8 protein-coding genes and 1 pseudogene are annotated in these 12,392 nt (G+C 50.6%); 4 read left to right on the top strand and 5 right to left on the bottom strand.

The window, feature by feature from the left end; genetic code table 11:
* The first annotated feature begins 119 nt into the window (after positions 1 to 119).
* Complete coding sequence (locus AM231_RS01585) at positions 120 to 1,991, top strand: sensor histidine kinase (protein WP_242615043.1); 1,872 nt, start codon at positions 120 to 122, stop codon at positions 1,989 to 1,991.
* Positions 1,969 to 3,033, top strand: coding sequence for a response regulator transcription factor (locus AM231_RS01580; RefSeq protein WP_054401015.1), 1,065 nt, complete (start codon positions 1,969 to 1,971; stop codon positions 3,031 to 3,033). The genes AM231_RS01585 and AM231_RS01580 overlap by 23 nt, the downstream gene beginning before the upstream one ends.
* Before the next feature lie 17 nt (positions 3,034 to 3,050).
* Here the strand turns inward: AM231_RS01580 and AM231_RS01575 are convergent, their stop codons facing one another.
* Both AM231_RS01575 and AM231_RS01570 read right to left on the bottom strand, forming a co-directional pair.
* Entirely contained in the window at positions 3,051 to 3,578 is a 528-nt protein-coding gene (locus AM231_RS01575; RefSeq protein WP_054401014.1) for a GrpB family protein, read from the bottom strand.
* Positions 3,579 to 3,768: 190 nt separating this feature from the next.
* Positions 3,769 to 4,317, bottom strand: coding sequence for an NAD(P)H-dependent oxidoreductase (locus tag AM231_RS01570; protein WP_054401013.1), 549 nt, complete (start codon positions 4,315 to 4,317; stop codon positions 3,769 to 3,771).
* 246 nt (positions 4,318 to 4,563) lie between these two features.
* Between AM231_RS01570 and AM231_RS01565 the strand changes: the two are divergent.
* Together AM231_RS01565 and AM231_RS01560 are read left to right on the top strand one after the other, a co-directional pair.
* Positions 4,564 to 4,963, top strand: a pseudogene (locus AM231_RS01565) (winged helix-turn-helix transcriptional regulator).
* 99 nt (positions 4,964 to 5,062) lie between these two features.
* Positions 5,063 to 5,689, top strand: a complete 627-nt coding sequence (locus tag AM231_RS01560; RefSeq protein ID WP_054401012.1) for a DUF3298 and DUF4163 domain-containing protein — start codon at positions 5,063 to 5,065, stop codon at positions 5,687 to 5,689.
* Positions 5,690 to 5,802: 113 nt separating this feature from the next.
* Here AM231_RS01560 and htpG read toward each other — a convergent pair whose 3' ends face one another.
* The 3 genes from htpG to AM231_RS01545 all read right to left on the bottom strand — a co-directional run bounded on the left by htpG (position 5,803) and on the right by AM231_RS01545 (position 12,325).
* On the bottom strand, positions 5,803 to 7,680 hold the full coding sequence (gene htpG / locus AM231_RS01555) for a molecular chaperone HtpG (RefSeq protein WP_054401011.1): 1,878 nt from the start codon (positions 7,678 to 7,680) through the stop codon (positions 5,803 to 5,805).
* 251 nt (positions 7,681 to 7,931) lie between these two features.
* Entirely contained in the window at positions 7,932 to 9,173 is a 1,242-nt protein-coding gene (locus AM231_RS01550; protein WP_054401010.1) for an MFS transporter, read from the bottom strand.
* A gap of 53 nt (positions 9,174 to 9,226) precedes the next feature.
* Positions 9,227 to 12,325: a glycoside hydrolase family 2 TIM barrel-domain containing protein gene (locus tag AM231_RS01545; RefSeq protein ID WP_054401009.1), complete on the bottom strand. Its 3,099-nt coding sequence runs from the start codon at positions 12,323 to 12,325 to the stop codon at positions 9,227 to 9,229.
* Positions 12,326 to 12,392: the final 67 nt, after the last annotated feature.

Raw genomic sequence — 12,392 nt, 5'->3', positions numbered from 1 at the left:
GTGCTTTCTTGACTCACTTGTGATTTCTTGCTGCAGCATCATGGTTTTTTATTTACAACTTGTGTTTTTTTGCTACAATGTCCTTACATTCCCTACTTCAATGCCAGGAAGGCGGAAGCATGATGAATATCCAAGGCATTCCTTCAGGTCATCTGACCATTAACCAACGTTTATTCGTTCTGATCATCCTGTTCATTGGCTTTCCTTTCTTTCTGCTGGGCAGCTTCTGGTACCTGTCATCTACCAAAGCGATTGAACAATTTGCTGCAGGCGCAAACAAGCGTATCATTGAGCAAACCAATGTTTCGTTAGACTCCTATCTATCCAATCTTGAAAATTCAACGTATCCCTTTATCCATAACCCGCAGATCCAGCAGTTTCTCTCCGCCACTCAGCTTACTCCCTATGCTTACTTTCAGTTATCCAAAAAAGTGGAGGATGATTTGTTTGCTCAGATGATCTATGGCAGATCCGATATCATTGGCATCTCGCTTGTCGCCGAGAATAACAGACAGATCACCGATTACGAAAGCGCTTCCTCACTGCTGGATATGCGAGAAATCCGTAAGCGCAACCGATCCTTCCAGGAGCAGCTGGATCAATATAGTGACTTTCAGATCGTCGGCCTCAGCCGGGTTGGCAGCACACCGTCCCTAACTGTAGCGCGGAAACTATACGATAATTCCACCTTCCTCTACAAAGGCTTATTGATTATCGATCTCAATCTGAAGCAAATCGGGGCCATCTGCACTAACGATTCGCTGGGTGGCTTTGATGTCTGGATCATGAGCAAGGACGGGCAGGTCATCTACCATCCGAATCCGAAACAAATTGGATCTGCTGTCGAGCACGAGCTATTAACGCGTATTCAAAAAGACGACAGCTCCTTCTTCCGGCATCAAGACACAGCGTCCAACACCGAAAAAATGGTTCTGCATGAAAGGTCGCAAATTACCGGCTGGACGGTTGTTGCCGATCTGCCGCTGAACAATCTTATCGGCGGGCTGATCACGCTGCGTAATTACTCGCTAGCCGCCGCTGCCGTGCTGATCATCATTGCTTTGTCCCTTGTGGGTGGTTTCTCTTTTTCCTTGACCAGGCAGCTGTCCATGCTGCAGAAGCTAATGGCCCGTGTCGAGCGAGGCGACTTTGTTCTTCCTATCAAATTAAGCAGATTCCGTAATCCCGAGATGACTGCTGTATTCCACAGCTTTTACAGTATGACGGGAGAACTGAAGCGATTGATCCGCGAAGTCCATGATTCCCAGCTGAAGGAACGCGATCTTATGATCAAGCAGAAGGAATCAGAGCTCCGCTCCATGCAGTCTCATATCAATCCGCATTTTTTGTACAATTCACTGGAGATTATTAATTCTTATGCCATCGCAGATGATCATATGGAGATCAGTCGGATGACCAGGGCGCTTGCTCATATGTTTCGATACAACATCGGTCATGCCGGATCTGTCGTGCCGCTCCGGGAAGAGATGACGCATATCCGGTATTATCTTGATCTACAAAGTGCCCGTTTCCGCAGGCTTCAGATCGACATGGATGTGAATGAGCAAGATTGGGATCGCGTAATGGCCGTCAGACTCACGCTGCAGCCGATCGTAGAGAATGTATTCATACATGGATACCGAGGTAAGAAGCCGCGCTATGTCCGGATTGGAGCTAGCGCGGAGGCAGACTATTATGCCATCGTGATTCAGGATAAAGGGGTCGGCATGAACGCAGATACAGTGCGGCATATCAGAGAAATCCTGCAATCTCACGCACATTCGGAGAATGGGATACAGCGGTGCGACGGGAAAGAAACCTCGGGCGGCATCGGTCTCCTGAATGTACACCAGAGACTTCAGCTGACCTTCGGAGCCGAGTATGGCCTATATCTCATGGAATCCATTCCAGGAGAAGGCACCCAATTTGAAATCAGACTGCCGTATAAAACGAGCGAGGAGGAACGCAATGTATCGGTTAATGATGATTGATGATGAATATGCCATTCATTTTAGCCTGCGCAAGCTTGTCGAAAGATCGGGTCTTCAGGTCGAGGTCACGGGAGAAGCCGAAGACGGGGTTGAAGCTCTTCAACTGCTGGAGGGCAGCCGGCCAGACATTATCGTGACCGATATCTGCATGCCCGAAATGGATGGGCTGGAATTTATCAGACGTGTTAGGGAATCTCATTCGCAAATGCATTTCATTATCCTCTCGGGTCATGATAACTTCGAGTTCGCTCGTCAAGCGATCCGCTATGGCGTTTCGGATTTTCTGCTGAAGCCCATCGACCCTGATCAGTTTCATATGACACTGGAGCAAGCGTGCAGGGATCTGGATAACCGGAGGGCGAAATTCTCCAGGCAAACGGAATGGACGCTTGTCCAGCAGCACCATAAAGCCAGACTCGCTGAGCTGTTATGGTCTGCGAATGAACCGGAGGCCTTGGAGCAAACCCGCGAGATCATGACTCTTTTCGAAACGAGGGGGCCAGCAGAAGTCAGCGTATCACGATACGCCCGGATGCTGATCCAGGATCTGCTCGCTGCGCTTGAAGAACGTGGGTTGCCCCTTGCGGTAAAGATCGGCGAGGATGAGTGGCTTCTGAAAGATGATCCGGCAGACTGCGGCCGACAAGTAGAGGATAAAATCAAGGAATTGCTTACATTGATTAAGGGTTCCCGCAATTTAGGATCACATCATAATATCCAGAAAGCCAAACGGTACATTGAAGAGAATTATGATATGGAGGATTTGTCGCTGCAGGAGGTGGCCGATTCGGTCGGGATGTCCGTGACGTATTTAAGCCGTACCTTTAAGAATGAAACGAATATGAATTTCGTGAAATATCTGGTGCAGGTCCGTATGGAAAAAGCGAAGGAATTGCTTGCGGAGTCAGAGCTTTCGGCTCAGGAAACGGCCTACCGCGTCGGCTTCTCGGACTATGTCCATTTCAGCAAAACATTCAAAAAATACCATGGCCTGACCCCTTCGGCGTACCGAAAGCAGTGCAAGGCCATGAATGGAGGATGAGACAAGCAGGTGTTTAATTAGCTTGTTCTCCCGTTCTTCCACTCCTTCGCTCTGGCAAGAAGCTGCTCAATGAACGCATTCTTCTCATTGGAGTATCGGAGCAGGGTCCGGGCTCCTTGCGAAACGATCCGCCGCTTAATCTCGCTGTAACGCTCGGCTTCCACGGCATGGGCCCGGAGGTAATCCCGGATCATGATGTTATAGTTCCAGATGTCGCCACGGTACGGCACGATATGAACGTTATAAGCCAGTCTTCCTCTTTTGCGGAGGTAAATGCGGCCGGTGATCCCGGATTCGCCCAAGTTCTCGTAACCCATAGCGGCCAGTTTGGGAAGGATTTCATCCGTATGCCGGGCGTTCTCCACGCCAACCAGTATATCGACGATAGGTTTGGCCGTCATCCCCGGTACGGACGTGCTTCCGAAATGTTCAATCGCAGCCGTATAAGGACCGATCTCCCTGATCAAGAGCCGATGTTCGTCGTTAAACTGATCCGCCCACTGCTTGTCATAGGACTCCAAGTGAATGGCTTCGTCAATGGTCATGAAGGATCCTCCTTCGAATTTAGTACGTGCATGCCGGTGAAGCTCCTCGAGCAAAAAGTAGCGGGCTCTCGTAAGAGGGCATAGGGTACAGCTTCAGGCCGTGCTCACGTGCACACTTATGACTCCATCATGCCCTTTATGGTATCAATCGGCAAGAGCCAACGTGCTATGGGTTATGGTCCAGTATGCCTTAATATCGACTTCCCACAACAGCAGGTACCAGGACTTGTTCCGCATACCTGGCTGCCTCGGACTGAAGTGCTTCAACACTGACCCGCTCGACGTTATATGTTACAAATGCAGGAAGATAGGTTACTTTGCACCGGTTAAACGTGGCTTGAATCGGCCGCAGCAGCTCACTGGCGGTAAACCAGTTCTCAGCTCCTGCCTGATATCCGAATTCTAAACCCGCTGCCGTCGTCGCCAACATAAACTCTTTGCCCTTCAGACTGTTCCCTTCGGGACCGAATGCCCACCCGAAGGTCAGCACATCATCGAACCATTTCTTCAGCAGAGGCGGACAGCTGTACCAGTAAAATGGGAACTGGAACACCACACGATCATATTGAAGAAGAAGCTGCTGCTCCCGTTCAATATCAATAATCCAGTCCGGATATTCCTTGTAAAGATTCCGAATATCTACATTTCCATTGGCATGCAGTCGGCTGTGCTGCAGCAGTGCTCGATTGGCACGTGAATTCTCCAAATTCGGATGAGCCACAATTATCATAATTTTCATAGTCAGGTCTCCTATCTGGTTCGGTTTGTTTGACACCCCCATTATGGTTCGGTTCGGAATCTTTGAAAAGTACGCTCTTTTTATGTACTTAGTCCGATTTATGGTACGTACTCATCCCATGCATAGTACGGTAAAACGTACTAAGTACGGCACAGAATAGTACTAGGTTAAAACCGGCTACTGTGCTACAGTAACAACCATGAAGCATCCAATGATCAACAAGCATACTTCCCGGGAGATGAGAATATGAGAACGACAGATCAAGGACAGCCCAACACGGAGGGCATTCTGACAACGCTGCAATTAATTGGCGGCAAGTGGAAACCGCTGATTCTGTATTCTGCTTCAGGACGGAACCAAACGGTTCGGGGAACTGCGGCGTCTGCTTCCAGGCGTGACCCAAGGCATGCTGACGAATCAGCTGCGGGAACTGGAACAGGATGGGCTGGTCAAGCGCAAGGTGTATCAGGAGATTCCGCCCAAAGTGGAATATTCCATCTCTGATCATGGAAAGACCTTGGACAGCGTTCTGGCCGATATGTGTACCTGGGGATTTCGTCACATGGAATATGTCGACAATCTCAATAAAATGCCTGATCATAATCATAAAATAAACGAAGGCGAATATACCCGCCAACCCTCTTGACGCCAAGCAATCAAGACCTTTCCCTGCTAAATCCGTAACCCACGCGCCCACTACCGAATAGGCTAATGTATCTAATGCTGGAATGGAGCGATCGTACGCATGGCGCAATATGTACCGCCGGTAAATGTCCATACCCTCACACATACCGCACCTGGTCTTGTCATTCATTATCCGCAAGTATACGGCCTCATGAATTCGGGGGCGGAGGCCGCCATCAATAAGGCCATTATTGTTCAAATTCAGGAAATGCAGCGTGAACAGCAGCAGGTTCAGACCGGCACTAACCCGCAAACGACGAGCACTTTTGAGATTAAAACGAATGAGCGGGGCATTCTCAGCCTCGTGCTGACCAACTACACCTACTCCGTGCCTATGGCACACGGGTTTACGGTGACGAAGGGCCTCACTTTCTCAACCACTACCGGAAAATCCTACTCCTTATCAGACCTGTTCCTTCCAGGGTCCAGCTATCAAGCCGTCTTGGCTGCTGAAGTGAATCGGCAGATAAAAGAGCGCAATATTCCTGTGCTGGAGAACAATCCAGTTACGGTTTCACCGAATCAGGATTTCTATCTGGCGGATAAGTCATTGGTCATCTTCTATCCCCTGTATGCCATCACACCATACTATGTCGGCTTTCCGATGTTCCCCATCTCGGTGTATGACCTCCTTGGCATGGCACCCGAAAACGGATTGTTATCGGTTCTGGCCACAGACGTGGTGTAACCACCTTAGCGTGATCAGGTTATAGGCAGAAAAAAAACAAACCCGATTCCCTGGTTTCATGCACCAGAGTTTCGGGTTTGTTTGTTATCACCGCATCATTGCAGCGGCAATCGTTACACCATAATTTTGCAAATATCGTTCGTGAATTCTACCGGATCGGCAATCGGCAAGCCTTCGATCAGCAATGCCTGATTGTACAGCAGATTCGTATAAAGCTTCAGCTTATCCTGATCCGCTTGCTGTGCTTTCAGGGATTTAAACACTTCATGATTGGTGTTGATCTCCAGCACCTTATCCGCTTGAACATCCTGTCCGTTCGGCATGGCCTTCAGGATTTTCTCCATCTCGATCGAGACTTCGCCCTCTGTGGACAAGCATACCGGATGAGATTTCAATCGCTTGGAGGCCTTTACGGATTTCACCTTACCTGCCAAGAGGCTGCCCATAGCCTCAAAGAGCTCCTTGTTGTCGCTTTCTTCCGCGTCGTTCTCCTGCTGATCCCCCTCCGAATCAAGGCCAAGATCGCCGCTGGATACCGACTTGAACTCTTTCTCCTTGTATTTCATAAGCATTTTGATCGCAAACTCATCAACATCATCGGTGAAGTACAGGATTTCATAGCCTTTATCCAGCACCATTTCCGTTTGCGGTAGCTTCTCGATGCGGTCGATGGAATCGCCGGATGCATAATAGATAAACTTCTGATCCTCTGGCATTCTGGATACGTACTCATCCAGGGAGACCAGCTTCTTCTCTTTGGAGGACGTGAACAGCAGCAGATCCTGAAGATCTTCCTTGTTCATGCCGTAATCGTTATAGACGCCGAATTTAAGGCCTCTGCCAAAGGATGCGAAGAATTTCTCATAGTTCTCCCGCTCGTCCTTCATCATGCTCTGAAGTGCACTCTTCACTTTGTTCTTGATGTTCTTCGCAATCAGCGTCAACTGCCGATCATGCTGCAGCATCTCGCGGGAGATGTTTAGCGACAGATCCTCGGAATCGACCATCCCTTTCACAAAGCTAAAATAGTCTGGCAGCAGATCGCCGCATTTGTCCATAATCAGGACACCGTTGGAGTAGAGCTCAAGTCCCTTCTCGTATTCCTTGGTGTAATAATCAAACGGTGTATTCTCAGGAATGAACAAAATCGCATTGTAAACGACGGCACCGTCCGCTTTGATATGAACATGCTTCAGCGGTTTATCAAAGCCGTATCGCTTCTCGTTATAGAAGTTCTGATAATCTTCTTCCGTGAGCTCGCTCTTGTTCTTGCGCCAGATTGGCACCATGCTGTTGATGGTTTGTTCTTCCTGCACTTCTTCGAACTCGTTCTCGGCGTCTTCTTTTGGACGCTGCGTCTTCACATCCATCTTGATCGGATAACGGATGAAGTCCGAGTACTTCTTGATGATCGCTCTTAAGCGATACTCTTCCAAATACTCGTCATACTGATCGTCTTCCGTGTTCTCTTTGATCTTCAGCACGATCTCGGTTCCAACGGAATCCTTCTCGGCTGGCGTAATGGTATATCCGTCTGCACCTTCGGATTCCCATTTGTATGCCTCATCGCTGCCCAAAGCACGGCTCGTCACAGTTACGACATCGGCAACCATGAAGGCAGAGTAGAAGCCCACGCCGAATTGACCGATGATATTGTGGCCATCCTTCGCTTCATTCTCGCTCTTGAATGCAAGGGAACCGCTCTTCGCGATGACGCCGAGGTTGTTCTCAATGTCTTCCTTGGTCATCCCGATCCCCGTGTCGGTAATGGTAAGCGTACGGGTAGCTTTATCTGCGGTAATCTTAACGTAGTAATCCTCTTTGTTAAAAGTCAGGTTGTCGTCGGTCAGCGCTTTATAGTAAATCTTGTCGATCGCGTCGCTGGCATTTGAAATCAGCTCACGCAGAAAAATTTCACGCTGAGTATAAATAGAGTTGATCATCATCTCGAGCAGCCGTTTGGATTCGGCTTTAAATTGTTGTTTCGCCATGAAAAAGTCTCCTTTCCAATCTGAACGAGGTTTTTCTTTTTTAGCACTCTATTGATCAGAGTGCTAACACTTCCTCTATTTAAACATGTTCCAATTTTTAATGTCAATATGTTTGCAGACTTTCGCACGAACAAATCCGGGATAAGTTTCAATCGTGAAGCGGGCAGCTTGAGATGTGTGGAGAAAGTTTGCCGAAATCAGCAAAAAGGCTGTCTAAAAGATGTATTTCCCTTTTAGACAGCCTAATATATTCAGGATTCCATGCTGCTGTTTAATCGCTTGGACAAGACGGGCCGAATCCACCAGAAATAATACAAACCGCAGATGAGGAGCGCTCCGGCCGTGACCAGAAAAGGCAGCCGGTAATCCTGCCGGGCGAGGATCCATCCGGCGACCAAGGTGGCCCCTGAGGAGCCCAGGCTCCGGAACACCGACCGCATGCCGGCATACAGATTTCGTTCCTCTTCGTTGAAGGCCGACATCAGCAGACTGTCCAGCAGATTGGACAGCATCGTTACGCCTCCACCCCTTAATAGAAACAGCACAATAAACAGCCATACAGGAAGGATGAGGGACAGAATAGCGAACAGGAGGATATTGACCATAAATACCGCAATAATGGCCGTGTTATAACCAAACCGCTCCATGACGTACGGCGTCATCAATGAGCATATAAAGAGCAGGATCGCGCCAATGGCCAGTATCAGGGAGACCTGATCATCCATCAAGTTCAAGCGGAACTTCACGATAACGTTCAGGAATGAACCGGTCATGGCAATGCACCCTCCAAGGAGCGCCATGAATAAGGCGAACAACCATAAGGTCCCGGAAGATAGTGGTTTCACTAACCTGGAGATTCCCTTGGCTGATGAAGCCGTTGCGGCCGGCTTCATCGTGACTCTACGCTCAGGGGGCAGCCAGTATGCCCGAATGATCCCATGAAGCACAAGCACCAGCCCGGTCAGCAGCAGAGAGACCTCATAGCCCCTGCTGCCTTCAAACCCCTTCGAGATATACCCGGCCGCCAGCGTTCCCAGACCCGAGAAAGCCGTAAAAACAGCAAACATCAAGGAGAATGCACGCGCTTCTTCCTTACGGGACCTGCAATAATGGAAGAGCAGCTGGATCTCCGTCGTTTCCACCAGCGTCAAACCGGCAGACACCAGAATCTGAGCGGCATAGAACCAGAGCAATTGATCGCTGAGAGCAAACAGCACATTCCCTGCAGCGATGAAGAAAATGCCGGTGACCAGCAATTTCTTTCTTCCAGTCCGGTTAGCGAGCATGGACACTGGAATGGCCAGCACGCCCATGACCAGAATACCCATCGATACCAATGCGCCAATCTCGTCTTCCCTTAGCCCCCGGAAGAGCAGGTGCAGGTTCAGGACGAGTGAGTATAGTCCGATACCGAGGCCGTAGAAGGCCTCGCTTATCAGGAAGCGGCGCACGCCCGTAGACAGCTGCAGCAGGTCTTTGATGTAAAGAGACATGTTATTCCCCTTCTCCAGAAAATCCGATGACGATCTGAATTGAAATCAGTCGGTTACTTGTATAATTCCGCTTCCGAGCGCATCCTCCGGCTTAGTCCAGCCGGGTCGGTATCCTCGCTAGTGTACGCCTTCAGGAGGATGCGGAACGAAAATGGCTCCGGTTTGATCGAATGCTCAGGCGACTGTGCCGGACCGCAGCTGTTGCTGCCAAGTCCATTCTGCCTGTAATCCAGATTCAATGTCGTGAAGCTGCGTGGAACCAGGTCACTTGCATGCGCAGCGGATTCCACATCTTGATCGGTGTACCGGCTCGCACTGAAGTTCAAGACGGGTTCGCCTACAGCAAGGAGTCCCAATCCCGCACCATCCGTGAGCGAAATCCACTGGACATCCGATCGGTTTCCGTTCTCCTGAGGGTAAATATAAGGCGTGAACAAGCCGTCCACAGTGCTGCGGTATTCTCCGAAGCGTCCCGCTTCCAGACTGTCCGGATAGCTCTCTCCAGGTCCTCTGCCATACCAGCGAACATGCTCCATGTCCCCCGCTACTTGCATTTGAAGCCCGATTTTTGGCAGCATGGCAGGCGGCGTACCAATCGGCTCTCCCTTCACGTCCATCACAATCAGACCGCTGGAAGTGATGGTATAGGTTGTTTCGCAGCGGAAGCCCCAATCATACACTGGCGGCGCAATTCGGGAGATTCGTCGCACCTCTACGCTGTCCTGGTCCAGTCGCTTCCATTCAAAATGATCGATCCGCTCGGAGAGCCGATCCAGATGCGCTTTACGCCAATCCGGCAGCACATACATATCGTTATCGATCGGCGGACGCCAGAAATTTAGTAGCGGTCCGCTAAACGCGATCCTTTTGCCTTGCAGGGACAAGCTTTGGAAGCCCGGTTGACGGGAGCTTAATGACAACTGAAAGCAGCCGTTGCTCACATAAAGGCCATGCTTCTCCTCGCTAATCTGCAGAGGTCCCCGCCGCAAAGCAGAGGTCAGTTTGAATTCAGGCTTCGACGCTTCCCGCAGCTGAAATTGGGACCACGCCACTTCATGCCCCCGCTCCGCCCAGCGGCAGTCCGCAGCCAGCGAGAGGGATACCTCAAGCCACAGCTCGGCATAAGGATTTACGCCGATAGCAGACTGTTTCACAATTTCTGCGAGGCTTAGTTCAGCACTTGTGCCTGCCTCGATACGGGGAAGCTCCAGTACCCCGCTATGAACAAGCTGTCCATCAGCCAGCACACGGTAACTGGCCTCCAAATGATCCAGCGTTATAAAATCATAGCGGTTCATGATGTGCAGCACACCGGGCTTTGGCATCATCATCCGTACAGGTTCAATGACCTTTTTGTATTCCAGCAGGCCAGGTGAAGGCGTCCGGTCCGGACGGACCAAGCCGTCGATGACAAAATTGCTGTTGTTTGGCACATCGCCGTAATCGCCGCCGTATGCATAATCCATCTTGCCGTCCGCCGTCTTTCTGCTCAGTCCGTGGTCGATCCACTCCCACACAAAACCGCCCGCAAGCCGGCGATGCGCCTCGAATGTATCAAAGTATGGGCGCAGCCCGCCGGGCCCGTTGCCCATTGCATGCGCAAATTCGCACAGAATATGCGGCTTTGGATGATCATTCATTTTGCCGAAGCCCTCCATCTTCTCAACGGAGGAATACATGGTGCTCACCACATCACACACCTCGGCCTCGCGGTCCTCTTCGTAATGAATCAGCCTGGTAGCGTCATGCTCTCGGCACCACTCCGCCATCGCGCGGAAATTGCAGCCGAAGCCGGATTCATTGCCGAGGGACCAGAACAGTACGGACGGGTGGTTCTTATCCCGCTCCACCATTCTGCGTACGCGGTCCACATAAGCTTCCTTCCAGTCCGGATCATCGCTTAAGCGAGAGATGTTGCCGAGCGGCTCAAAACCGTGGGTCTCCAGATCCGTCTCTTCCATTACGTACAGTCCGTACACGTCGCAGAGATCATAAAACCGTGGATCATTCGGGTAATGAGCGGTCCGGACGGCATTGATGTTGTGCTGCTTCATCAAACGGATGTCCTCCAGCATTGTGGACAGGGTGACGGTTCGGCCCGTATCCGGATGATGATCGTGCCGGTTAACTCCCTTAAGCAGAATCGCCTTGCCATTGACCAGAAGCTCTCCGTCCTTCACTTCGATCGAGCGAAATCCGACACGCTGCGCCACGTTCTCCAGCGTTTCCCCCTGAGCATCCCGTAAGGTGATCAGCAAGTGGTACAGTGACGGTGATTCGGCACTCCATAAATCCGGGCCAGCCACATCCATTTCAAATTCCTCTACGTTAGAGTGCGTCACGTCCTGTTGAATTGAGCCTACCACCTCACCGGTTCCATCCAGCAGCTGCAGCCGTATCGATCCGGATTCTGTACCTGCTAGCTCCAACTGCACGTTTAGCTTGGCATTCAGGTACTCCTGATCCAGCTTGGTTGTTACGCGGAAGTCGTCGATACGAAGCCCAGATGGCTCAGCGACCAGATATACATCCCGGAAAATGCCGCTCATCCACCACATGTCCTGATCTTCCAGATAACTTCCATCCGACCATTGATATACCCGGACGGACATCTTGTTTACACCGGTCTTCACATAAGGCGTCAGATCGAACTCGGAGGTCAGCCTGCTTCCTTGGCTGTAGCCGATAAACGCCCCGTTCAGCCACACGTGAAACGCGCTGTCCACGCCGTCAAATTTAATGCTGATCTTGCTGCCGTCCCAATGCTCCGGTAGTTCGAATTCACGGACATAGCTGCCGGTCGGATTCGCATTCGGCACATGCGGCGGATCTACAGGAAACGGATAGTACAAATCCGTGTAATGAGGATGTCCGTAGCCTTTCAGCTGCCAGTGTCCCGGAACCGGGATGTCATCCCAGGCCGATACATCGTAATCCTCTTCAAAAAATGCTTCTGGAGCGCTCTCCGGCTCCTCGGCATAGTGGAATTTCCAAACTCCGTTCAGCGATTGGTACCAGGCTGAGCTGCCTCTATCATAACTAAGCGCTCCGTCTGCATCCGCAAACGGAATGAAATAGGCCCGGCTCTTCGCCCGGTTTCGCTCCAGCACGCTCAAGTCATCCCAGTCGCGGTCGATACGAGGGTCTTTCATAGATCTCTCCATCCTTTCCAAGCGGTCTTTAGTTTCTAGAGATAGTTCAAAAAGTCATCTTTCCATG

Source organism: Paenibacillus solani (assembly GCF_001277345.1).
GTDB classification, from domain to species: Bacteria; Bacillota; Bacilli; order Paenibacillales; family Paenibacillaceae; genus Paenibacillus_AQ; species Paenibacillus_AQ solani.
Note: the sequence above shows the minus strand (reverse complement) of the source record. Positions and strands in the feature narration are given on the sequence as shown.

What these genes read in the sequence shown, in the direction of transcription:
- AM231_RS01585 (WP_242615043.1), top strand. Translation starts at nt 120, where the DNA reads ATGATGAATATCCAAGGCATTCCTTCAGGTCATCTGACCATTAACCAA.
- AM231_RS01580 (WP_054401015.1), top strand. Translation starts at nt 1,969, where the DNA reads ATGTATCGGTTAATGATGATTGATGATGAATATGCCATTCATTTTAGC.
- AM231_RS01575 (WP_054401014.1), bottom strand. Translation starts at nt 3,578, where the DNA reads ATGACCATTGACGAAGCCATTCACTTGGAGTCCTATGACAAGCAGTGG.
- AM231_RS01570 (WP_054401013.1), bottom strand. Translation starts at nt 4,317, where the DNA reads ATGAAAATTATGATAATTGTGGCTCATCCGAATTTGGAGAATTCACGT.
- AM231_RS01560 (WP_054401012.1), top strand. Translation starts at nt 5,063, where the DNA reads ATGGCGCAATATGTACCGCCGGTAAATGTCCATACCCTCACACATACC.
- htpG (WP_054401011.1), bottom strand. Translation starts at nt 7,680, where the DNA reads ATGGCGAAACAACAATTTAAAGCCGAATCCAAACGGCTGCTCGAGATG.
- AM231_RS01550 (WP_054401010.1), bottom strand. Translation starts at nt 9,173, where the DNA reads ATGTCTCTTTACATCAAAGACCTGCTGCAGCTGTCTACGGGCGTGCGC.
- AM231_RS01545 (WP_054401009.1), bottom strand. Translation starts at nt 12,325, where the DNA reads ATGAAAGACCCTCGTATCGACCGCGACTGGGATGACTTGAGCGTGCTG.